Below are 22404 nucleotides of genomic sequence, written 5' to 3' on the forward strand. Positions count from 1 at the left end.
CGCAATCCTGACAAGAGACTGAAAATGACAACCGAACTCAAGGTATTTGGCGGGCCTGTCCTGCCCGAGTGGATCGATTATAACGGTCATATGAATGACGCCTGCTATGTGCTGGTGTTCAGCCAGGCCATCGACGAATTCATGCAGCAGATCGGCCTGAACGAGGCATTCCGCACCAAGTATCAGGTATCTGTCTATACGATGCAGAGCATGGTGCACTATTTGCGGGAGGTGAGCCTCGGCGAACCTTTGCTGGTGGGTGCGCGCTTGCTCGAAAGTGATGCCAAAAAGCTACGGGTCTTTTTCACCATGCGCCACGGCGACAGCGACATGGAACTGGCGACGATGGAGACCCTGTTGCTGCATATGGACATGTCGGCCCACCGCGCCGCGCCCATGCTGCCCGATACCGCGGCGCGGGTCGATGCCTTGCAACAGCGCCAGGGTAACGGCGACTGGCCGGCACTGGCCGGGCGCAGCATTGCCCTGACGCGTCCGCGCGACTGAACAGGCCAGTCTTCCTGCCGGTGTATTCGTCAACAGGCAGGCAGTGGCTGCACGAGCAAGCGGCAGGCCCGCGGATTCGCCTGAGTGATACCGCGGGCTCAATCCCACAATGATAAGAGGGATAAGGGTGACGATGAACAAGGTACTGTGGCAACCTGACACCAAGCGGATCGCGCGCAGCAACCTGCACCGATTCATGCAACAGGCCGGCGAACGAGCCTGTACGCATTTCGACAACTACGACAGGCTCCATCGCTGGTCGGTCGAACGACCGGAAGACTTCTGGTCACTGGTCTGGGACTTTACCGGGGTGCAGGCAAGTGAGCGGGGTGAGCGGGTGCTGGTCGATGGCCAGCGGATGCCGGGGGCGCGCTGGTTTCCCGAGGCACGGCTGAACTACGCCGAAAACCTGCTGCGCTTCGGTGACGACCGGCCGGCGCTGGTGTTTCGCAACGAGGCGGGCCGGCGCGACAGCCTGAGTTATGCCGATCTTCACCGACGTGTGGCGCAGGTGTCCTCCGGCCTGCGCCGTGTGGGGGTAGTCGAGGGCGATCGGGTGGCAGGCTTTGTGCCCAACGTCATCGATACCGCCGTGGTCATGCTGGCCACCGCCAGCCTGGGCGCGGTCTGGACCGCCTGCTCACCGGATTTCGGTCTCCAGGGCATCATCGATCGCTTCGGTCAGACCAGCCCCAAGGTGCTGTTCACCACCGACGGCTACCTCTACAACGGCAAGGCCTTCGACTCACTGCAACGCCTAGCACAGGTGCTGCCGCACCTGCCGGAGCTCGGCCGGCTGGTGGTCATGCCCTACCTCAACGCCGAACCCGACCTGAGCCCGGTGCCCGGCGCCGTGCTGCTCAATGATTTTATCGACCCGGCGGCAACCACACCCGAATTTACCCAGGTGGCCTTCGACAGCCCGCTCTGTATCCTCTATTCCTCCGATACCACAGGGGTACCCAAGTGCATCGTCCATGGCGTGGGCGGCACCCTGCTGCAGCACCTCAAGGAGCAGCAGCTGCATACCGATCTCGGGCGCCAGGATACGCTGTTCTATTACACCACCTGTGGCTGGATGATGTGGAACTGGATGCTCAGTGGCCTGGCCACCGGCGCTACCCTGGTGCTGTTCGACGGTTCACCCTTAGCGCCAACGGCAGAGGTGCTGTGGGATATAGTGGAACAGGAAGGGGTCACCGTCTTCGGCACCAGCGCCAAATATATCGCGGCCCAGGAAAAGGCCGGCATCCGGCCGCTTCACAGCCACCGGCTGGACGCGCTCAGAACCCTGCTATCCACCGGCTCGCCGCTCACCCACGAGAGCTTCGAATATGTCTACCGAGAGGTCAAAAACGATCTCTGCCTGTCATCGATCTCGGGCGGTACCGACATACTGTCGTGTTTTGCCTTGGGCTGCCCGATTTTGCCGGTGCATGCCGGTGAGCTGCAGTGCCTGGGGCTGGGCATGGCGGTCGACATCTGGGACCATGGCCGGCCGGTGGTCAGCGGCAAGGGGGAGCTGGTCTGCAGCCGGCCCTTTCCGGCCATGCCGATCGGCTTCTGGAACGACAGCGACGGCCGCAAGTACCGCGACGCCTATTTCAGCACCTTCGACCATGTCTGGGCCCAGGGCGACTATGCCGAGCTGACGTCCAACGGCGGCGTGGTGATCCACGGCCGTTCCGATGCGGTGCTCAATCCGGGTGGGGTGCGGATCGGCACCGCCGAGATTTACCGCCAGGTCGAGAAGGTCGAGGCGGTGCAGGAAGCCGTCGCCATCGGCCAGAACTGGCAGGACGATGTGCGGGTGATCCTGTTTGTGGTGCTCAACCCCGGATACCGCCTTAATACCGCACTGGAGCAGGAGATCCGCCAGATCATTCTCAGCAACACCACGCCGCGCCATGTGCCGGGCAAGATTATCCAAGTGGCGGATATCCCCCGCACCCGGACCGGAAAACTGGTGGAACTGGCGATTCGCAGCACGGTCGAAGGACGGCCGGTGAAAAACATGGAGGCACTGGCGAATCCCGAGGCGCTCGAGTGGTACCGGGATCTGCCGCAACTGAAATGCTGATGAACTATCCCGCAGCGGCGGTCGCCGGCCTGTTCAACGGGCCGGCGTGCTGTTATTTTCGGGATGCGCAGCCCGGGCAAGGCGTATCCCGATACGCCATCGGATCATGGCGGGGCGTCCTGCAATCCGGTGACTGTCCTGTATACGACATAAAAGGCAGATAGCTGTTGCGGAGGCTAAAACGGCTGAATAGGCTGTAGCGAAAATTAAAGAGAGGAGGACAGAACCATGATGATCACCGAGCTGATGGATCAGGACGATTTTCGTGCCCAGCTGCAGGCTTGGGGGCTTGAGGGGGCAGCTCGGCTGTCGCTGGCGGAATGTGCCGACAGACTGACCGCGGCCCTGGCGGGAGCGGAACGGGCGTTATGGCAAGAACGGCTGGAATCGCTGCTGGTCAAACGGGAACTGCTGCACCCCGAGGTGCAGGATGTTCTGAATAGCTGTATGAAATGATGATTGCGGGGGAGCAGGACACTCCCCCGCAAGACATAACACTGTTCAGTTAAGGTGAGTCGTCATCTACAAAGCCGACTCGCCGAGCCCCCAGGGACGGGTTTCGGCGAGTCGGTGTGTGGAAGAGGACTCTCCTTTCTGCTTAAGTGAACGGTGTTACCACAAGACCGGCTTATTCCGGCAACTTGACCGACACCTGGGCATTGTCGATCAAGGTGTCCGAGTACCAGTCGATGAAGTTCACCACCCCGAATTCATAGGTGGCTGAATAGGGGCCCGGCTCATAGGCCATGGAGTTGATGCCCCGCTGGTTTTCCTCGGCCAGAGTCCTGTCCTGGGCATTGGTGGCGTCCCATACCCGACGCAGTTTTTCCACATCGTAGTCAACCCCTTCTACCGCATCCTTGTGTACCACCCACTTGGTGATCACCTTGGTCTTCTGCGGACCGATCGGCACCACCTGGAAGGTGATCAGGTGATCGCTCTGGCCATGGTTCCAGGAGTTGGGCAGATGCAGGATGCGCAGCGAACCCAGCTCCCGGTTCTTGACCCGGCCCAGGGTCTTCTCGCAGGCATTGGAGCCATCGATGGTCATCGCCACCTTGCCTTCGGCCAGCGGCATGCGCACCATGCGGTTGCGCAACCCGAACGACACATGCTCATGGGGAATATTTTCCGCGTCCCATTGCTCGGCCATGCGGGCCACGTGGGCCTTGAAGCCGTCGGTGGCGCGGGGATCCGTGGTGTCGTCAAATTCCAGCAGGGTGTTGAGCAACTCGGGATGAGAACCATTGCAGTGGTAGCATTCCCGGTTGTTTTCGATCACCAGCTTCCAGTTGGCATCCTCGACGATTTCGGATTGCACCGCCACCTTGGCGTTTTCCAGATCATAGGGTTCAAGATAACGCTCGAGCTCCGCCAGGAAGCCGTCGATCTCCGGTGGATTGTCGGCCAGGCTGATAAAGATATAACCGCCTGCGGTCTTGGTGTGCACCTGCTTCAGGGGGAAGTCGGCCTTGTTGAAACTGTCACCCATATCATTGCCGGCATAGATGAGGTTGCCGTCCAGCTCATAGGTCCACTGGTGGTAAGGGCAGACCAGCTTGGCGACCTTGCCTTTTTTAGAGGTACAGAGACGTGAACCACGATGGCGGCAGACATTGTGAAAAGCCTGAATGCCCTGCTTGTTGCGCACTATGGTAATGGGGTTGTTGCCCACTTCCAGCGTCATGAAGTTACCGATCTTGGGGATCTCGCAGGTCAGGCCGACATAGAGCCATTCCTTGCAGAAAATCTGCTCCATATCGGCGGCAAAGACTTCGGGACTGTTATAAAACGCCTGAGGGAGTGAATAGCCGGGACGACGCTGCTGCAACATCTGCACTGCCTCACCCAGGCTGGGGGCTGTGCCGATCAATGCGGTGTTGGTCTGCTCCATGTGTGCTGCTTCCTTTGCTGTTGTGGTTGAACGGTGTGTCCCGGATACCATCGATGGAACCCCACCGGAAGCCCTATTTTCATCAAGGTTATCATCAAGCGATTATCTGAAAACGACTCGCCGGCCGATGATTTCCGACCTCCCGCCCCCCGCCTCGCCCAACATCTGCCTGCTCATTATCCAAAGCGGGGCTGGCAGATATCTGCATGTCGTTTTTGGGCAACCGCCCGGGTCCAAAGTGCACAAAAATGCCAGCATAAAGGATAACCCGGGGAGTGGCTCCCTAAGCCGGTCGGAGAACAGCGATGAATCAGGATTTTATCTCACCCATCAATACCCAAACATGGAGCAACGGGCGTCACCCCGTGCGTTGTGTCAGGGTCATACAGGAAACCTGGGACGTCAGGACCTTCTGCTTTACCGCGGAAAGCCCCCTGCTGTTCTTCTTCAAGCCGGGACAGTTCGTCACCCTGGAACTGGAAATCGAAGGGCAGACGGTGATGCGCAGCTACACCATCGCTTCCTCCCCTTCCGTCCCTTACAGCTTTTCCATTACCGTCAAGCGGGTGCCCGGCGGTGTGGTCTCCAACTGGCTGCACGACAACCTCAATGAAGGAGACGCCCTGGCGGTACACGGTCCGGTCGGCAACTTCAACTGTATCGATTTCCCCAATGACAAGGTGCTGCTGCTCTCCGGCGGCGTCGGCATCACTCCCGTGATGTCCATGGCCCGCTGGTGGTTCGACACCAACGCCGACGTCGATATGCATTTCGTACACAGTGCCCGCACGCCGAAGGACCTGGTGTTCTACCGGGAGCTGCAGCACATGGACTCCCGGCTGAACAACATTCACCTCAGCCTGATCTGCGAGCGTACCGACATAGGGGAAACCTGGAGTGGCTTCAAGGGTTACCTGAACGGCGCCATGCTCGCCCTTATCGCCCCGGACTTCATGGAGCGGGAAATATTCTGCTGTGGTCCCAACCCCTATATGCGGGCGGTGCGCACCCTGCTTGAAAACAGCGGCTTCCCGATGGAGCACTACCATGAGGAAAGTTTTGGCGCAACCCCGGTCGAGGTCGCCGAAGACGTCGAGGAACAGGCCCGCGAGGCCCATGAGCTGGCCGAGGAACTGGAGCGTACCGAAGACCGGCTGACGGTGTCCTTCCAGGACAGCGACCTGCAGGTGGAGATACTGCCGGGCGAAACCCTGCACAGTGCGGCGGCCCAGGTTGGCCTGCACATTCCCAAGGCCTGCGGCATGGGCATCTGCGGTACCTGCAAGGTGCAAGTGGTGAAGGGCGAAGTCACCATGGAGCACAACGGCGGTATCACCGACGAAGACATCGCCGACGGCTATGTACTGAGCTGCTGCAGCGTGCCCCAGGGCAATGTGGAAGTAGCTTTCTAACTCCCCCTCCCCGGCTTCCATTCCCAGTGCTCAGACGCACACCATAAGGGAATGGAAGCCGTCTCCCGACTCACCATCCCCAAACCGGCCCGTGACAGCCATGGCGGCTATTCCAGAAGGATCCAATGCCCGGCTCCAGACCGGCACGCGCCATTATCACCCCGAGCTGAAATCCACCAGCCGCCCCTAAAAGCCTCCTTTTCATCGATTAATCCGTCAATAGAACAATGATTTATGTCGCTTACGAATAATATGAGCAACCAGCTTCGTGGCACTATTATGCCATGCCTGACAGACAGGCATGTTGATTAGGGTCAGTCCACTTTTACTGGCCTGGGCAACGAGGCCCAGGCCAGTTTTTTAAACGCCATGGACGGCTGGACCGAACCCGAGCGCCCTTCTCCGATATCTGCCCATCGCTCGACACACATCTGTCGCAGAGCCGTCGCCTATTTTAAGCAAAGCCTTCTTCCCAGGGTGTGTTCCGTTACTGTTCATGATTTCGTCGTGGCCCGAAGGGCGGATGAGAGCCTGGCTCAGGCTTCAAACCGACAATCCTGATCAGGATAAATGCCGCTCACCAAGGCAAGCCTCATTCGCTTAACCCAGCGCAGAGAGGGAATACCCCGAGACATATCAGCAGCCCTGAAAACAACAAGGCCGCCATTAGGCGGCCTGACATCGGCTGGGAATATAGGGAATGTTACCTTAGGCCTTGGCAGACACCGTGGTCACCCGGTCAGAGTCCTGCCCCAGCCGGTGAAGCTGGCTGCGACGCCGCCAGAGCTGCACCGAAATCAGCGCGTAGAGGCCGATCACCACCAGTCCCACCCACTCGATTTTCAGCGGGGTGAACTGGAACAGCAGCACCAGGCCGAACATCAGCGTCCAGTTCAGGGCCACATAGCGAACCGGCCCCAGCTTCTCCGCCTCGATACGCAGGTTGGTGGTATAGAGGCGGATCAGGGAGTCCAGGGAGTTGATCACGAAGATAACCCCGACCACCACCATCGCCAGGTTCAGCAGGCCGCCGATCACCAGGGTCTGCTCGAAATGGAGGTAGAGCACCGAGAACCAGATGGCGATAGGGATGGAGGGTACCACCAGCATGGCGAGACACAGCTGCCAGGCCTTCAGTCCGCCCGAGAAACGGGCCACGAACTGGCCGATCATGATGCTCCAGGAGAACCACCAGAACAGGTAGAAGGCATGGTAGTCGGTAATGGGCGTAACAAACTGATGGATGTTGGCGAAGTATTCACCGATACCGGCCACGGTGCCACCCAGCCCCTGCACGCCCGCCCCCGTGTTCAACCACATAGCGCCGATCAGCGCGATAAACAGCCAGGTCGACGCCACGCTCAGCAACTTCACATAACGCACGTCCGAGCTGGACCAGACGGCCGCCAGCACCACCAGCGCCACCAGTCCATAGGTCATGGCCGGCGAGATGCCTTCGATATAGCTGGGCAGATAGCTCAGGAACAGGAAGCCGGTGAAGGCGCAGGTGCCGATGATCACCAGGTTGTTGATAAACTTGATCAGCGGGATCTCGAACAGCCTGACCCTGGGTTCGACCAGCACGAAGTAGAAGGTGGTCAGGAAGTAGAAACCCCACACCAGGAAGCCCCAGAAGCCAAACTCGATGGCCAGCGGGTTGGCGAAACCGTATTCGGCCTCGCTGGCATACACCGGAAATTCGGTCAGCGGGAACATGATCAGGCCGACATCCAGGCCGGAGGTAAACAGGATAGCGATAAAGGTAAACAGGGAGGTGGGCATCTCGCCCTTACAACGTACATTTCCCAGGCGCAGCAGTATCACCGCCGAGGCCACCAGGGTAAAAATAATAGCAACAGACAACACCATATCCATGGGTAACACCCTCTTGTCTTGATTCCATGACTCGTAAGTTACATTGCGATAATACCATCCACTGGTTTCTCTGGTTTGTAAGCACCCCGCTATGAACATGATCAGGCCCCGCCCTTCGGCACCCGCCCAATTTAATTGAACAATCAATCAACATAACTTTAGGTAAGATAGCCCGCCGGGCAGACCCTGGATACGTCACCTTTATATCTGGATACGACAGTATGCAATAAAAAGCCCGGTGCTATGACCGGACTTGACGCTGAATGGGAAAGGGTTACTCCGGCCCGGCCGGATCGGCCTGGTGGTAGATGACGCCATCCCCGCCGCGGGCGAAGCCGAGCAGGTTCATCCCCGACTGCCGGGCATAGTCGATGGCCAGCGAGGTAGGAGCCGACACCGCCACCAGGGTGGCCACCCCCAGCATGGCGCATTTGTGCACCATCTCGTAGCTGGCCCGGCTGGTGACCATCATGAAGTCGGCGGGGGGCCTTGTGCCGCTCAGCTGGGCGCCGATCAGCTTGTCCAGGGCATTGTGCCGGCCCACATCCTCGCGCACCGCCAGCAGACCGCCCTCGCGGTCGAAGGCGCCGGCCGCATGGACGGCGCCACTCAGGCGGTGCAGCGGTTGCCGTTCCTGCAGCAATTCGCCGGCCCGGGCGATCGCCGCCAGGGGCGGCATGGCGGCGGGGCTGACCAGGGGAGCCGGCGGCAGGGCCTGCACCAGCGACTCCCGGCCGCACAGGCCACAACCGGTGCGACCGGTCAGCGCCCGCCGTTTCTCTTTTAATTTCAGGAAGCACTCGCTGCTGAGCTCTATCTCTATTTCGATGCCCAACTGCTGGTGGCTGAGTTCCATGCCGTAGATCTGCCCGGCGCGGCTGATGATACCTTCGGTCAGGCTGAACCCCAGTACAAAATCTTCCAGGTCCAGGGGGCTCGCCATCATCACCGCATGGGAAATACCGTTATAGACCAGCGCCACCGGCACCTCTTCGGCAACCAGATCCTGCTCTCGGGACCGACTGCCCCGGCGGATCCGGTCAACCCCTGCGCTGACCACGCCCGCAGGGCAGCTTTCCGACTGCTGACCACTCATGAGGGCTCCTTTACGCTGTTTATGATATAGGTTCTTGATACCGTTAGCCGTCGCCACCGGCAAGTTATTTCCGCATAAAAACGGGGCGCCTGCCAAACAAGCGCCCCGTTATTGCTGATGTCATCCGCCCTCAGGCCAGGACCAGCTTCGGGTTTTAGTCGCTATCCTGCTTGCTGCCGGCCTCATGGAAGTCCAGCTGCTCGCGAGTAAAGGCATAAAACTTCTGTTGCCAGTCGGACAGGGCATGCGCATCCGAGCCCGACACCTGCACCGCCGTCACCTTGTATTCCGGGCAATTGGTCGCCCAGTCGGAATTATCGGTGGTGATCACGTTGGCACCGCTGTGCGGGAAGTGGAAGGTGGTATACACCACTCCCGGCTGCATGCGCTTGCTCAACCTGGCCTTCAGCACGGTACTGCCGGTACGGCTGGCGATGGTCACCGGCTGGCCGTCCGCAATGTCCCGCAACTGGGCATCATGGGGATGGATTTCCAGCACGTCCTCGCTGTGCCAGACGTTGTTGTCGGTGCGCCGGGTCTGGGCCCCAACATTGTACTGGCTGAGGATACGCCCGGTGGTCAGCAACAGCGGATAGGTCTCCGACACCTGCTCGGTGGTGGGGATAAACTCGGTCACCACCATGCGCCCCCGACCGATGGGGAAGCTGTCGGTATGCATCACCGGCATGCCTTCGGGATGCTCGTCGTTGCAGGGCCACTGGATGCTGCCCAGTTCATCCAGCTTGTCGTAGCTGACATTGGCGAACGACGGCGCCACGCTGGCGATTTCATCCATGATCTCGGAGGGATGCCGATAGCGCATCGGGTAACCGAGGGCATTGGCCAGCGCCATGGTGATCTCCCAGTCCTCCTTGCCCGCCAGCGGCGGCATCACCTTGCGTACCCGGTTGATCCGGCGCTCCGCATTGGTGAAAGTGCCGTTCTTCTCCAGGAAGGTGGAGCCGGGCAGGATCACATGGGCGAACTTGGCGGTTTCGTTGAGGAAGATATCCTGCACGATCAACAGCTCCAGGGAGCGCAGCGCCGCCTCCACATGCTGGGTATTGGGGTCCGACTGGGCGATGTCCTCACCCTGCACATACATGGCCTTGAACTGGCCGGCAATGGCGGCATCGAACATATGGGGGATCCGCAATCCGGGTTCGGCTTCGAGGCTCACGCCCCAGGCCACCTCGAACTGGCCGCGCACCCCGGCATCATTGACCGGCTGGTAGCCGGGCAGTTCATGGGGGAAGGAGCCCATGTCACAGGAGCCCTGCACGTTGTTCTGGCCCCGCAGCGGGTTGACCCCGACCCCGGGCCGGCCGATATTGCCGGTGGCCATCGCCAGGTTGGCGATGCCCATCACCATGGTCGAGCCCTGGCTGTGTTCGGTGACGCCCAGGCCGTAATAGATGGCACCGTTGCCGGCGGTGGCATACTGGCGGGCCGCCCGGCGAATGGTTTCGGCCGGCACGCCGATCACGTCCGCCATCAGCTCCGGCGAGTTGCGCTGCTCGGCGACGAAGGCGCGCCAGATGAGGTAATCGTCCGGATCGCAGCGCTCGGCCACGAAGGCCTCGTCTTCCAGTCCCTCGGTAACCACCACATGGGCCAGTGCATTGATCAGGGCGACGTTGGTCCCCGGCCGGATCGGCAGGTGGATGCCCTCACCCGCGTGGGGGGTTTCCAGCAGATCGATATGGCGGGGATCGGCCACGATCAGGCTGGCCCCTTCCCGCAGACGCTTGCGCATCATGGAACCGAACACCGGGTGGGCGTCGGTGGGGTTGGCGCCGATCACCATGATGCAATCGGCCTGCATCACCGAATCGAAGTCCTGGGTACCCGCCGATTCGCCCAGGGTCATCTTCAGGCCATAGCCAGTGGGGCTGTGGCAGACCCGGGCACAGGTATCGGTGTTGTTGTTGCCCAGCGCCGCCCGTACCAGCTTCTGCACCAGGTAGGTTTCTTCATTGGTACAACGGGACGAGGTAATACCGCCGACACTCTTGCGGCCATGTTTGTCCTGCACTTCGCGCAGGCGCCGGGCGGCGAAATTGATCGCCTCTTCCCAACTGACCTCGGTCCAGGGCTCGTCGATAGATTGACGGATCATGGGTTTGGTCAGCCTGTCCTTGTGGGTGGCATAACCGAAGGCAAAACGTCCCTTGACGCAAGAATGGCCATGGTTGGCACTGCCACCCTTCCAGGGGGTCATGCGGATCACCTGATCACCTTTCATTTCCGCCTTGAATGAGCAGCCCACGCCACAGTAGGCACAGGTGGTGATCACGCTGTGCTCGGGCTGGCCATTGTCGATCACCGACTTTTCCATCAAGGTCGAGGTCGGGCAGGCCTGGACGCAGGCGCCGCAGGACACGCAGGCCGAGTCGACAAAGTTGGTATCCTTGCCGGTGGACACCTTGGAGTCGAACCCCCGGCCTTCGATGGTCAGGGCGAAGGTGCCCTGCACCTCGCCGCAGGCCCGCACGCAGCGAGAGCAGACGATACACTTGCTCGGATCGAAGGTGAAATAGGGGTTGGATTCGTCCTTGACCGAATCCAGGTGATTCTCGCCGTCGAAGCCGTAGCGCACCTCGCGCAGGCCCACGGCGCCCGCCATGTCCTGCAGCTCGCAGTCGCCGTTGGACGGGCAGGTCAGGCAGTCGAGGGGGTGATCGGAGATATACAGCTCCATCACATTGCGGCGCAGCTTGGCCAGGGCCTGGCTCTGGCTGCGCACCACCATGCCCTGCTCGACCGGCGTGGTACAGGAGGCGGGATAGCCGCGCCGTCCCTCTATCTCCACCGTGCAAAGCCGGCAGGAGCCAAAGGCCTCCATGCTGTCGGTGGCGCACAGTTTGGGGATATTGATGTCGGCCCTGGCCGCCGCGTGCATCACCGACGTGCCTTCGGGTACCGTGACCTCAATGCCGTCTATGTTCAGGGTAATCAGCTTTTCCGACAGACGGGCCGGCGTCCCGTAATCCTTCTCGGGATAAAAATGCTCAACCATAATTTACGCCCACCTTTAGCTGTTGAAATCTTCGGGAAAATACTGGAGCGCGCTCTTGACCGGAAACGGCGTCATGCCGCCCATGGCGCACAGGGAGCCCTGGATCATGGTGTCACACAAGTCTTCCAGCAGCGCGATATTGGCGGCCCGGTTATCGCCTGCGATGATCTTGTCGATCACCTCGACGCCGCGTACCGAACCTATCCGGCACGGGGTGCACTTGCCGCAGGATTCCTCGACACAGAATTCCATCGAGAAGCGGGCCTGCTCGGCCATATTGACGGTTTCATCGAACACCACCACGCCGCCGTGACCGAGCACTGCACCGATTTTTGAGAAAGACTCGTAATCCAGCAGCACATCAAACTGCTCCGGTGACAGGTAGGCCCCCAACGGACCGCCGACCTGCACCGCCCGCACCGGCCGGCCGCTGCGGGTACCGCCGCCGAATTCATAAATCAAATCGCGCAGGCGCTGGCCGAAGGCCAGCTCCACCAGGCCACCCTGTTTGAGGTTGCCGGCCAGCTGGAACGGCAGGGTGCCCTTGGAGCGCTCATAGCCGTAATTGGCATAAAACTCGGCGCCCTCACCGAGGATGGAGGGAATGGCGGCGAAGGTGAGCACGTTGTTGACCACGGTCGGCTGACCGAACAGGCCATTGATCGCCGGCAGCGGCGGCTTGGCGCGTACCATGCCGCGCTTGCCTTCCAGGCTCTCCAGCAGCGAGGTTTCTTCGCCGCAGATATAGGCGCCGGCGCCGAGCCGCACCTCCAGCTCGAAGCGGCGGCCGCTGCCGGCGATATTGTCGCCCAGGTAGCCGGCGGCATAGGCCCGCTCGATGGCCTTGTTCAATAATTCATGGGCCAGCGGGTATTCCTCCCGCAGGTAGATGTAACCCTGGGTCGCGCCCACCGCCAGGCCGCTGATGATCATGCCCTCGATCAGCATATAGGGATCCGACTCCATCACCATACGGTCGGCAAAGGTGCCCGAGTCGCCCTCATCGGCATTGCAGACGATATACTTCTGCGGAGCCTGGGCATCGAGCACCGTCTGCCACTTAATACCGGTGGGAAACGCCGCCCCGCCCCGGCCACGCAGGCCGGATTCCTTGACGCAGTCGACCAGCGCCTGGGCCGACAGACTCACCGCCTTGTCCAGGCCCTTGAAACCGTCCAGCGAGCGATAGTCATCCAGCGACACCGGATCCGTGATGCCGATGCGGGCAAAGGTCACCCTTTGCTGGTTTTTCAGATAGGGGATCTGTTCGGTCAGGCCCAGGGCCAGCGGGTGCTCGACGGCACCGCGCTCGAAGCCGGCGTCGAACAGGGAGGCGACGTCGTCCAGCTCGACCGGGCCGAAGCCATAGCGACCTTCATCGGTTTCCACCTCGACCAGCGGCTCCAGCCAGAACAGGCCGCGTGAACCGTTGCGGATGATTTCAATATCCACACCACGCCGCTCGGCTTCGCGCCGGATCAGGGTCGCCACTTGTTCGGCGCCCAGGGACAGGGCCGTGGTCTCATAGGGAACATAGACACGCAGGGTCATTATTTCAGCTCCAGTTTGAAGGTGGTCAGCTCATCCACCAGACGATCGAATTTAGCCGGATTCATGCGGCCCTTGATATCGTCACCCACCCGGATGGAAGGGCCGGTGGCACAGTTGCCCAGGCAATAGACCGCCTTCAGGCTGATATCCTGGCTCGGGGTGGTCTGGTCGAAACCGATATTCAGCTTGTCCCGTACATATTGCTCGAACTCCCGGCCACCCTGCGCCTGGCAGGCCTCGGCCCGGCAGACTTCGATGACATACCGGCCCGGCTTTTGGCTTCGGAAATAATGGTAGAAACTGATCACACCGTGCACATCGGCCTCGGTGCAACGTAAATGGGAGGCGATCACCCCGATGGCGGGATCGGGGATATAGCCAAAATGGTCCTGGATACTATGTAAGATGGGCAACAGCGCGCCAGGTTTATGTTTTATCGAACCGACAAGGTCTTCGATAGTATTAAGAACGCCTGCTTGAGTCTCATCCATAGCATCAACCTTATAAAAACGGTCATGTCGGCTTAGCTGTATAAACCGCCATGAATTATTCTGTCCGCCCGACCGCTCCTGGCCGGACAAATTACCATCAACCAAAACATGCCTTCCACCGTATGGTGGAAGGCATTGGCATTACCGCATCGCTATTTACGCCGGCACCATACCATGGGGGTCGATAACAAATTTCTTCGCGACACCACCATCAAACTCGGCATAGCCTTGGGCGGCCTGATCCAGGCTGATCACCTGTACGTTAACGGCATCGGCAATCTTCACCTTATCGAACAGGATCGCCTGCATCAAGGGCCTGTGATACTTCATCACCGGGCATTGGCCGGTGTGGAAGGAGTGGGACTTGGCCCACCCCAGGCCGAAGCGCATGCTCAAGGCACCATGTTTGGCAGCCTCGTCAACGGCGCCCGGATCTTCGGTGACATAGAGGCCGGGAATACCGATCTGGCCGCCGGCGCGGGTCAGGGCCATGGCGGAGTTCAGCACGGTAGCCGGTTGTTCCTTGCCATGATCACAGCCGCAGCCATGAGCCTCGAAGCCGACGCAGTCGACGAAGGTATCGACTTCACGCTCACCCAGGATCTGTTCGATCTTGTCTTCCATCGAACCTTCTTCGCGCAGATCGATGGTCTCGCAGCCGAAGCTGCGCGCCTGGGCCAGGCGGTCCGGGATCATGTCGCCGACGATGACGCAGGCCGCACCCAGCAACTGGGCCGAAGCGGCGGCGGCCAGGCCGACCGGACCGGCACCGGCGATATAGACGGTGGAGCCGGGGCCCACGCCGGCGGTGACGCAACCGTGGAAACCGGTGGGGAAGATGTCTGACAGCAGGGTCAGGTCACGGATTTTCTCCATCGCCTGGTTCGGATCGGGGAACTTGAGCAGGTTGAAGTCCGCATAGGGCACCATCACATACTCGGACTGACCGCCGACCCAGCCGCCCATGTCCACATAACCGTAGGCGGCGCCGGGACGGGCCGGGTTGACGTTCAGACAGATGCCGGTCTTGCCTTCCTTGCAGTTGCGGCAACGGCCACAGGCGATGTTGAAGGGGACGGAAACAATGTCGCCCACCTTGAGAAACTCGACATCACGGCCGCATTCGATGATCTGTCCGGTGATTTCATGGCCCAGAACCAGGCCGGCCTCGGCGGTGGTCCGTCCACGGACCATATGCTGGTCACTGCCGCAGATATTGGTCGACACCACCTTGAGGATCACCCCATGATGACAGGCGCGTTTGCCTATGGACAGTTCAGGGAAGGCGATGGATTGCACCTCGACCTTGCCCGGACCGGTATAGACAACACCTCTGTTTCCGTGAATTGCGCACATAATGAACATCCTTTTTGCTAACGGGAGTCAACGCCGGCATCTGACCGGGACGTCACAAACCGCGACAGGCGGCAGCATCAAAGCCCCTGTCAAGGTAACCGACAGTAAACAGCCGATACCCTTTGGCAACATTGCTGATTAAGACACCGACATGTCAAAACAAGACATGGGTTAACGCGGGGGGAATAGAATCGGGGAAAGAAGGAAAAAAATGCCCGTCGAGTGGGTTGCAGCAGGGATGGCACGGCGGCCGGCATAAGGATTCCGACAGGGTCGCCGTGGGTATGGCAACACGGCGGGATGCTGGTTGGATCCGATGGTTAATCAAGACCCGAGTGGGTGGCAGGAGGGGGCGGTTGCCCCGTCCTGCGCTGCATTCGACGCCTGTTACCCTTTGGCGACGTCGCTCGCGTGACCGGCGCGGTTATAGACAGATTCGTCCAGCTCGTTTTCACTCTTGCCGATCAGTACCGACACCATCAGGTCACCACACACATTGACGCTGGTACGGGCCATATCCAGGATACGGTCGATACCGGCGACAATCGCCAGGCCTTCCAGCGGCAGACCAACGGTGGTCAGTACCAGCGACAGCATGATCAGGCCGGCACCGGGCACACCGGCAGTACCAATCGAGCCCAGGGTGGCGGTCATGATGATCAGGATATAGTCGGAGGCGCCCAGATCAATGCCGAAGGCCTGGGCCACGAACACGGCACAGATCCCCTGATAGAGGGCGGTGCCGTCCATGTTGATGGTCGCGCCCAGCGGCAGCACGAAACTGGAAATGCCCCGGGATACGCCCATTTCTTCGCGGGCGGCCTTGATGGTGGCCGGCAGGGTGCCGGAGCTGCTGGTGGTGGTATAGGCCACGGCAGCCGGGTTGATCAGCCCCTTCAGGTAGCGGACGGGGTTGAGGCGACCCAGCACGCTGATCAGACCGGTGTAGAACACCAGCACATGGATCAGGGAGCCCACATAGACCAGGGCAATCACCTTGATCAGCGGCAGCAGTACCTCCAGGCCATATTTGCCGGCCACCCAGGCCATCAGGCCGAAGACACCGTAGGGGGCCAGCTTCATGATCAGTTCGGTCAGCTTGTACATGCCTTCGGACAGGCTTTCAAACAGCCGGACCGCCGGCTCCGCCTTTTCACCGCACAGGGTTAGGGCAATGCCCAGCCCCAGGGCAAAGACGATGATCTGCAGTATGTTGCCTGCGGCCATGGCACCGATGGGATTTTGCGGGATCAATGCCAGCAGGGTGTCCATCATGGAAGGCGCTTCGTTCGCCGCCGCCTGCTCGGTGATGGTCATATTCATGCCATCCCCCGGAGCGAACAGCAGCGCCAGCCCCAGGCCGATGCTGATGGCCACCGCCGTCGTACCCAGATAGAGCACTACCGACTTGAGGCCGATACGCCCCATCTTGCGGGTATCCTGCATGGATGTGACCCCCACCACCAGGGAGCAGAATACCAGCGGCACGATCAGCATCTTGATCGCATTGACAAAGAGGGTGCCGATCGGCTTGAACAGCTCGGCATCCGGGCCCATGACCCCCCCGGCGATGATCCCCAGGATCATACCCACCAGAATTTTTTTCCATAGCGCGAGTCCGCTCCAAAAGCCGGTGCTGCCTTTCTCTAATATTGTTTGTTCCATCGCCTATTCCTTGTTACTGATGTCGTGGCTTGCTGCCGGACGATACCGCGCAATGCAGCGGTCCGGCCCATCGGTATCTGGCGGTCAATCGCCAACTCCTCACCCAACAAAAGCAAACAATGTGCCAAATCCTAAAAACAAAGTAAGTAATTGTTTTTATATGATTTTTATTTTTTAACAGGCAGGCATGGCTTGACAGAAGGGGTATAACCAAAGTTAGGGGCGGAGCACAAAAAAGCAAACAACTCTTTGCTAATCAAGCTTATAGGCGATTTTACCCGGGTTATAACCTTAACCCGGGTTATAGGGGTTTATCCGGCGTCCTCGGAACCGGCTTTCTTCAGCCTCTTGCTCAGCGCCGGCTGGGAAACGCCCAGCAGCCGGGCGGCGAGCGATTGATTTCCCTGCGCCCGGCGTATGGCCTCGGCCACCAGCAGATCGCCGACTTCATTCAGCTTGGGCAGTGTCTGCATATGGCCGAATGGCGCGGGCTCGGCCTCTCCTTCCGGCGCCAACAGCGTCTCATTTTGCCCCAGGGCCCGCCGGAACACCTCCATCGACAGCATCCGCGATTTATGCTGGCTCATGGCATCGAACGCCAGGGCGCGCAGCTCCCGCACATTGCCGGGAAAGGCATGGTTGGCCAGCAGCACCGCCAGCTCCTTGGGCACGGTGGGTACCGTCTTGCCCAGCTCCGCCGCCGCCTCGGCAAGGAAGTGTTCCAGCAGCAGGGGGATATCGCCCTTGCGGTTGCGCAGCGGCGGAATTTCCACCTGATGGGTCCGTAGCCGGTAGTAGAGATCCTTGCGGAACTCACCGGCCTGCTGCTTGCGGGCCAGATCCTGATGCGTCGCAACCACCACCCTGGCACGGATGCGCTTGGGCCTGTCGCTGCCCAGGGGGTAATACTCCCCTTCCTGCAGCAGCCGCAACAGCTTGACCTGGGAAGCCAGGCTCAGATCCCCGATCTCGTCCAGAAACAGGGTACCGCCCGCGGCCTGCTCAATCATGCCGGCACGAGTCCGATCGGCACCGGTGAAGGCCCCCCGATGATGACCGAACAGGGTGTCGGCAAAGACGTTATCGTCGAGCCCGGCCACATTGACACAGACCACGGGGCCGTTACGGTTGCTCAGGGTATGAATGGCATGAGCGATCAGCTCCTTGCCCACCCCGCTTTCACCGCAGATCAATACCGGCTGGCTGCTGGCCGATACCGCCTCCAGATACTGGAACACCGAACGCATGCCCTTGTCCCGGGTAACGATGCCGGCAAACACCTCGGGTCGTTCCAGGGTATCGGTGAGAAACCGTTTGCGCATTTCCTGGTTTTCCAGGCGTATTTCCTGGCTCTCAATCGCGCGGCGGATGCCGCCGATCAAGCGGTCTTCTTCCGTGGTTTTGACGAAATAATCATAGGCACCGAGACGGATACAGTTCACCGCCGTCTCCAGCTGATTCAGGCCGCTGACGACGATAACGCCGATCTCGGGGTATTCTTCCACTATCTGCCGCAACAGGGTCTCACCCGACAGATGAGGCATGGTCAGATCCAGCAGCACCAGACCGATGGGCTCCCGGGCAATCACGCCCATGACCTCCCGGCTGTCTTCGCAACGGTAGATGTGGTTGATGCCGCCCAGCCGCTCCAGGGCGATGCTGAGGCTGCGCAGGAAAGGGGCCTCATCATCCACCAGCAAGACACCGAAGCTGGGATAAGGGTTACTCTTGTTCACGACGGGGCTCCTTTGAGTACGGGGAGAAACAGGGTGACGCGGGTTCCCCTGCCCGGCTCCGAGTCATAGATCAGCCGGCCGCCATGCTCCTGCACTATGCTGGCAGACACGGAAAGGCCCAGCCCTATCCCGCCCTGCTCTCGCTTGGTGGTGAAGAAAGGGTCTTTCAGGCGGGACAGGTTGTGTGGTTCTATGCCGCAGCCCTGGTCGGTGATTTCGAGGCACAGCTCTTCGCTGCGGGCATGATAACCGGTCTTGATCGAAATGCCTTGCTCCGGGGATGTCAGTGCCTGACAGGCATTGACGATCAGGTTGATCACCACCTGCTCGATCCGCTGGGCGTTGCCCTTGAAACGGGGCAGCGCCTCCGCATAGGCCACCTCGACATGGTCACTGGATTTGCGGATGCAGCTGTCAACCAGCCGGATGACGGTCGCGACCACCTGGTTGAGATCAACCATTTCGGCGAGTTCGGCAGGATTCTGGCGGGCAAAATCCCGCAGGTCATCGACGATGCGCCGGATCCTGCCGGCGCTGGTCAGCATATCATCCAACATGGCGGGGAGTTCCTCGCGCATGCGGCTGTATGCCAGCCCGGCCAGATAGAAGTCGCCCTGCTGCTGGTATTGGGCTTCCAGCAGCTCCTCCATATCCTGGTAGGCTTCCTTCAGCACCGGCAAATTCAACAGCAACAGGCTGCTGGGGTTGTTGATCTCGTGGGCCACACCGGAAACGAGGATCCCCAGGGAAGACATCTTGTCGGCCTGGATCAGTTGCTGATGCTGCAGGTGCAGCTCCCGGGTTCGCCGGGCCACCTCCCGGGCCAGCATCCGGTTCCAGACCATGATGCCTCCCAGCACCACCAGCAACACGGCCGACATCAGGGCGGCTGCCAGGCCGATCTTCTTCCAGGGCCAGCCACTCTGCTCCAGGGGGCCCAGCCACTTGTCATATATTTCCTGGTGACGCCCGGTATTCTTGAGGATAGCCAGCCCCTCGCTGAAGCGCGCCAGCAAGGCTTCGTTACCCTTGCTCACCGCATAGCCATAGCGCTGCGGGCTGAAAGGCTGCCCCACCGGCACTATGTTAGAAAGTTCCAGCTCACGGCCCAGATACAGCCCCGGCAGATTGGCGACCAGGGCATAGTCGTGCCTACCCGCGGCCAGCAAACGCAATCCGGTGGCATGGGTATCGACCAGGATCAAACGCGCACCCACGTTATTCTGCAACAGATGGTCGTGCATGATGCCGCCCCGTTGCACTATGACCTCCTTGCCCCGTAACTCGGCGAGTTCGGTCGCCCTGCCCTCGCCTTTGCGGGCAAAGATCGACTGGTGCACGAGGGCGTGGGAAGGAGAAAAATCATACTCGGCCGTCCGCTCGCTGGAAAACACCATGCCCTGCAGCGCATCCAGCTCGCCCGTCTCCAGGCCTTTGCGCATGGCATCCCAGTCCCCCAGACGGATGTCGACCTTCATGCCCATCACTTCCGCGATGGCCCGGGTCAGTTCAACATTATATCCGTCCGGTTCTCCATCCTGGTTAAGGAATTCATAGGGCGGATAGCTCTGATCGCCGCCCACCCGTATAGGGTTGTCATCCCGGTAGTCCGCGGCCGTCGCTCCGCTTAAGGTAAGCAGCCACCACAGGGCGGCTTGCAACAGATACAGCCCGGGGCGCACGAACATGCTCATCCCCTGGGCTCCGGCTGGCCATAGCTGTGCTCGCACAGGCGCCAGAAGTCTTCGGCTGCATCGGACAAGGGCCGGCTGCAGCGATAGAGGCAGACATTGAGGGAAAGCTGCCAGCTGCTCCCGCCGCACACCACCAGAAATCCCTGCCGCAACTCTTCCCGAATGGCGAAACTCGGTACCCAGGCGATGCCCATGCCCTGCATGGCCATGACCTTCAGGCTGTCGGCCAGGGGGGATTCGAATGCCTGCTGCAACCTCACCGTTCGCGGCCGATTGCGCAACAACCGCGCCACGCAGCGACCCAGGAAAATTTCCCCGGGGTAGCCCAGGTAAGGCAAGGTCACCGGCTCGGACGCATCCAGGTTGAAAATCGCCTTCCCCTCTTCATCACCCCGGCACACAGGCACCAGCTGCACTGTCTGCAGCTCGAACTTGTGAAAATGTTCCGACACCAGGGTCTGATCCTCGAAGGCCAGCAGGAAATCACAGATACCGTTTTTCAGTGCCTGTACGCTGTCATCCACGTTGGCCACCAGCTGTCGGGTACTGACCCCGTCAAGCTCCTGTCGAAAAGACTGCAGGAAGGCGGGAAACAGAGACAGGGACAGGGTATGGGACACGGCAAAATCGATGGTGCGGCCGCCGCGTTGTTTCATCGACCGCAGGTGACCTATGCTGTCGGCCAGCTGGGACACCAGGTTCCGCGCGGTGATCCGGAACAGCCGTCCTTCATCGGTCAGCTGCACGGGCGTGCTGGTCCTGTCCACCAGCTCACAACCCAGTGCGGCTTCCAGCGCCTTGATCCGCCGGCTGAATGCGGGTTGGGTCATGTGTCGTTCCTGTGCGGAACGGGAGAAGCTCTGGGTATGGGCCAGGGAGAGAAAGTCCTCCAGCCATTTTGTTTCTATATTCATGCTCCCACCCCTCGGCTCGATAATGGATCTGCTTGCGGTCACCTGATGACCGGCACCCGCCGCATTATATCATCCGCACGACCCATTCCTCAGGCCAATATCGGCCCATGCCGACCCCGCACCGGTTATGACGATGGCGTATGACAACCTCATCCTGTTGATATGTAAAAAATTACCCACCGGTTATGCAGATCGGGCATAGGGGGTACTCAGACGGCATTGTCGCTGCCGGCATCGGCTGCTTTAGGCTACTGACAAACAGCATGGAGAAACCATTATGAGTTCCCTGATCGGAATACTTGGCGGTATGGGTCCCCTGGCCACCGTCGATTTCATTACCAAAATCATCAGCCAGACCCCGGCCACGCGGGATCAGGAACACCTGCCGCTGCTGGTCCATTCCGTCCCCCAGATCCCCGACCGCACCGCCTGCCTGCTGGACAACCAGGAATCCCCCCTCAACGCACTGCTGCAGGGGCTGAATACCCTGATCAATGGCGGGGCCGGCTGTATCGCCATTCCCTGTAACACGGCCCACTACTGGTACGAACCACTGGCTCGGGCGAGCAGTGTGCCCATATTGCATATCGCCCAGGCCTGCGCCGAGGCGCTGGCACGGGACAGGATAACCTCGGTGGGGCTGCTGGCCACGGACGGCACCTTGAAGGCCGGCTTTTACCCCCGGCACCTGGCGGAATTCGGCATCAGCCTTAAAACGCCCGATACAGCACTGCAGAAGCGGGTGATGGAGGGCATCTATCTGGTCAAGTCCGGCGCCGTCGAACAGGGGGGCCGAGTGCTGGACGCCTGCATGGGCGAAATGCTGCAGCAGGGAGTGGAGCGGGTCATTCTCGGCTGTACCGAGATCCCCTTCGCGCTCGCTCACATTGGCTCGCCTCACGCTCGCCTGGGCATGGATGCCACCAAGGCACTGGCGGCCGCCTGCATTCGCTGGCACGGCACCCGGCAGATGCCGGTGGCGGCTTAGGGTGTAAACATCCCTATTTTAGTTACACCGCAGATTAGAGTTTTCCACCCGTTGGTGTTTCGCCAAATACTCCCATGGCGTCAGATCCTCCAGGGTATAGCGACACATGCTAAGTAATACCAATTT

At 60.3% G+C, this 22404-nt stretch carries 16 protein-coding genes; 5 read left to right on the forward strand and 11 right to left on the reverse strand.

Translation table 11 applies throughout. From position 1 onward, the window contains the following. Positions 1-24 precede the first annotated feature (24 nt). The 3 genes from ABD806_RS08545 to ABD806_RS08555 all read left to right on the forward strand — a co-directional run bounded on the left by ABD806_RS08545 (position 25) and on the right by ABD806_RS08555 (position 3043). Positions 25-507 carry a thioesterase family protein gene (locus ABD806_RS08545; protein WP_344956891.1) on the forward strand — a complete coding sequence of 161 codons (483 nt, stop codon included), beginning with the start codon at positions 25-27 and terminating at the stop codon, positions 505-507. A 133-nt stretch (positions 508-640) separates the two neighbouring features. After that, positions 641-2587 carry an acetoacetate--CoA ligase gene (locus tag ABD806_RS08550; RefSeq protein WP_344956893.1) on the forward strand — a complete coding sequence of 649 codons (1947 nt, stop codon included), beginning with the start codon at positions 641-643 and terminating at the stop codon, positions 2585-2587. Between the two features lie 228 nt (positions 2588-2815). Beyond that, entirely contained in the window at positions 2816-3043 is a 228-nt protein-coding gene (locus ABD806_RS08555) for a hypothetical protein (protein WP_344956895.1), read from the forward strand. A 172-nt stretch (positions 3044-3215) separates the two neighbouring features. On the opposite strand, the gene ABD806_RS08560 is transcribed toward ABD806_RS08555, so the two are convergent. After that, entirely contained in the window at positions 3216-4481 is a 1266-nt protein-coding gene (locus ABD806_RS08560; RefSeq protein ID WP_344956897.1) for an aromatic ring-hydroxylating oxygenase subunit alpha, read from the reverse strand. 305 nt (positions 4482-4786) lie between these two features. Here ABD806_RS08560 and ABD806_RS08565 point away from each other — a divergent pair, with 305 nt between their 5' ends. Further along, entirely contained in the window at positions 4787-5893 is a 1107-nt protein-coding gene (locus tag ABD806_RS08565; RefSeq protein ID WP_344956899.1) for an FAD-binding oxidoreductase, read from the forward strand. A gap of 708 nt (positions 5894-6601) precedes the next feature. On the opposite strand, the gene ABD806_RS08570 is transcribed toward ABD806_RS08565, so the two are convergent. The 10 genes from ABD806_RS08570 to ABD806_RS08615 form a co-directional block, all read right to left on the reverse strand. Continuing rightward, positions 6602-7768, reverse strand: coding sequence for a BCCT family transporter (locus ABD806_RS08570; RefSeq protein ID WP_344956904.1), 1167 nt, complete (start codon positions 7766-7768; stop codon positions 6602-6604). 274 nt (positions 7769-8042) lie between these two features. Continuing rightward, complete coding sequence (gene fdhD, locus ABD806_RS08575) at positions 8043-8864, reverse strand: formate dehydrogenase accessory sulfurtransferase FdhD (RefSeq protein WP_344956906.1); 822 nt, start codon at positions 8862-8864, stop codon at positions 8043-8045. Positions 8865-9018: 154 nt separating this feature from the next. Further along, on the reverse strand, positions 9019-11883 hold the full coding sequence (fdhF, locus tag ABD806_RS08580; RefSeq protein ID WP_344956908.1) for a formate dehydrogenase subunit alpha: 2865 nt from the start codon (positions 11881-11883) through the stop codon (positions 9019-9021). 15 nt (positions 11884-11898) lie between these two features. Then, complete coding sequence (locus ABD806_RS08585; protein WP_344956910.1) at positions 11899-13434, reverse strand: formate dehydrogenase beta subunit; 1536 nt, start codon at positions 13432-13434, stop codon at positions 11899-11901. Further along, positions 13434-13925, reverse strand: a complete 492-nt coding sequence (locus ABD806_RS08590) for an NAD(P)H-dependent oxidoreductase subunit E (protein WP_344956912.1) — start codon at positions 13923-13925, stop codon at positions 13434-13436. The genes ABD806_RS08585 and ABD806_RS08590 overlap by 1 nt, the downstream gene beginning before the upstream one ends. A gap of 156 nt (positions 13926-14081) precedes the next feature. Continuing rightward, entirely contained in the window at positions 14082-15281 is a 1200-nt protein-coding gene (gene fdhA / locus ABD806_RS08595; protein WP_425583090.1) for a formaldehyde dehydrogenase, glutathione-independent, read from the reverse strand. Between the two features lie 387 nt (positions 15282-15668). Next, positions 15669-16946, reverse strand: coding sequence for a dicarboxylate/amino acid:cation symporter (locus tag ABD806_RS08600; protein WP_344956914.1), 1278 nt, complete (start codon positions 16944-16946; stop codon positions 15669-15671). Between the two features lie 311 nt (positions 16947-17257). Then, positions 17258-18682: a sigma-54-dependent transcriptional regulator gene (locus tag ABD806_RS08605; RefSeq protein WP_344956916.1), complete on the reverse strand. Its 1425-nt coding sequence runs from the start codon at positions 18680-18682 to the stop codon at positions 17258-17260. After that, positions 18679-20376 (reverse strand): transporter substrate-binding domain-containing protein, encoded by a 1698-nt coding sequence (locus tag ABD806_RS08610; RefSeq protein ID WP_344956918.1) that lies wholly within the window; start codon positions 20374-20376, stop codon positions 18679-18681. The genes ABD806_RS08605 and ABD806_RS08610 overlap by 4 nt, the downstream gene beginning before the upstream one ends. Further along, a complete protein-coding gene (locus ABD806_RS08615; protein ID WP_344956920.1) occupies positions 20373-21290 on the reverse strand; it encodes a LysR substrate-binding domain-containing protein in 918 nt (305 codons plus the stop codon). The genes ABD806_RS08610 and ABD806_RS08615 overlap by 4 nt, the downstream gene beginning before the upstream one ends. Before the next feature lie 277 nt (positions 21291-21567). On the opposite strand from ABD806_RS08615, the gene cuyB reads away from it, so the two are divergent. Further along, entirely contained in the window at positions 21568-22278 is a 711-nt protein-coding gene (cuyB, locus tag ABD806_RS08620; protein ID WP_344956922.1) for a cysteate racemase, read from the forward strand. Positions 22279-22404 lie beyond the last annotated feature (126 nt).

Source organism: Zobellella aerophila (assembly GCF_039539325.1).
Taxonomy (GTDB): domain Bacteria; phylum Pseudomonadota; class Gammaproteobacteria; order Enterobacterales; family Aeromonadaceae; genus Oceanimonas; species Oceanimonas aerophila.

Excerpts from the sequence above, each read along its gene's own strand:
- ABD806_RS08545 (WP_344956891.1), top strand. The coding sequence starts at position 25 with ATGACAACCGAACTCAAGGTATTTGGCGGGCCTGTCCTGCCCGAGTGG.
- ABD806_RS08550 (WP_344956893.1), top strand. The coding sequence starts at position 641 with ATGAACAAGGTACTGTGGCAACCTGACACCAAGCGGATCGCGCGCAGC.
- ABD806_RS08555 (WP_344956895.1), top strand. The coding sequence starts at position 2,816 with ATGATGATCACCGAGCTGATGGATCAGGACGATTTTCGTGCCCAGCTG.
- ABD806_RS08560 (WP_344956897.1), bottom strand. The coding sequence starts at position 4,481 with ATGGAGCAGACCAACACCGCATTGATCGGCACAGCCCCCAGCCTGGGT.
- ABD806_RS08565 (WP_344956899.1), top strand. The coding sequence starts at position 4,787 with ATGAATCAGGATTTTATCTCACCCATCAATACCCAAACATGGAGCAAC.
- ABD806_RS08570 (WP_344956904.1), bottom strand. The coding sequence starts at position 7,768 with ATGGATATGGTGTTGTCTGTTGCTATTATTTTTACCCTGGTGGCCTCG.
- fdhD (WP_344956906.1), bottom strand. The coding sequence starts at position 8,864 with ATGAGTGGTCAGCAGTCGGAAAGCTGCCCTGCGGGCGTGGTCAGCGCA.
- fdhF (WP_344956908.1), bottom strand. The coding sequence starts at position 11,883 with ATGGTTGAGCATTTTTATCCCGAGAAGGATTACGGGACGCCGGCCCGT.
- ABD806_RS08585 (WP_344956910.1), bottom strand. The coding sequence starts at position 13,434 with ATGACCCTGCGTGTCTATGTTCCCTATGAGACCACGGCCCTGTCCCTG.
- ABD806_RS08590 (WP_344956912.1), bottom strand. The coding sequence starts at position 13,925 with ATGGATGAGACTCAAGCAGGCGTTCTTAATACTATCGAAGACCTTGTC.
- fdhA (WP_425583090.1), bottom strand. The coding sequence starts at position 15,281 with ATGTGCGCAATTCACGGAAACAGAGGTGTTGTCTATACCGGTCCGGGC.
- ABD806_RS08600 (WP_344956914.1), bottom strand. The coding sequence starts at position 16,946 with ATGGAACAAACAATATTAGAGAAAGGCAGCACCGGCTTTTGGAGCGGA.
- ABD806_RS08610 (WP_344956918.1), bottom strand. The coding sequence starts at position 20,376 with ATGAGCATGTTCGTGCGCCCCGGGCTGTATCTGTTGCAAGCCGCCCTG.
- ABD806_RS08615 (WP_344956920.1), bottom strand. The coding sequence starts at position 21,290 with ATGAATATAGAAACAAAATGGCTGGAGGACTTTCTCTCCCTGGCCCAT.
- cuyB (WP_344956922.1), top strand. The coding sequence starts at position 21,568 with ATGAGTTCCCTGATCGGAATACTTGGCGGTATGGGTCCCCTGGCCACC.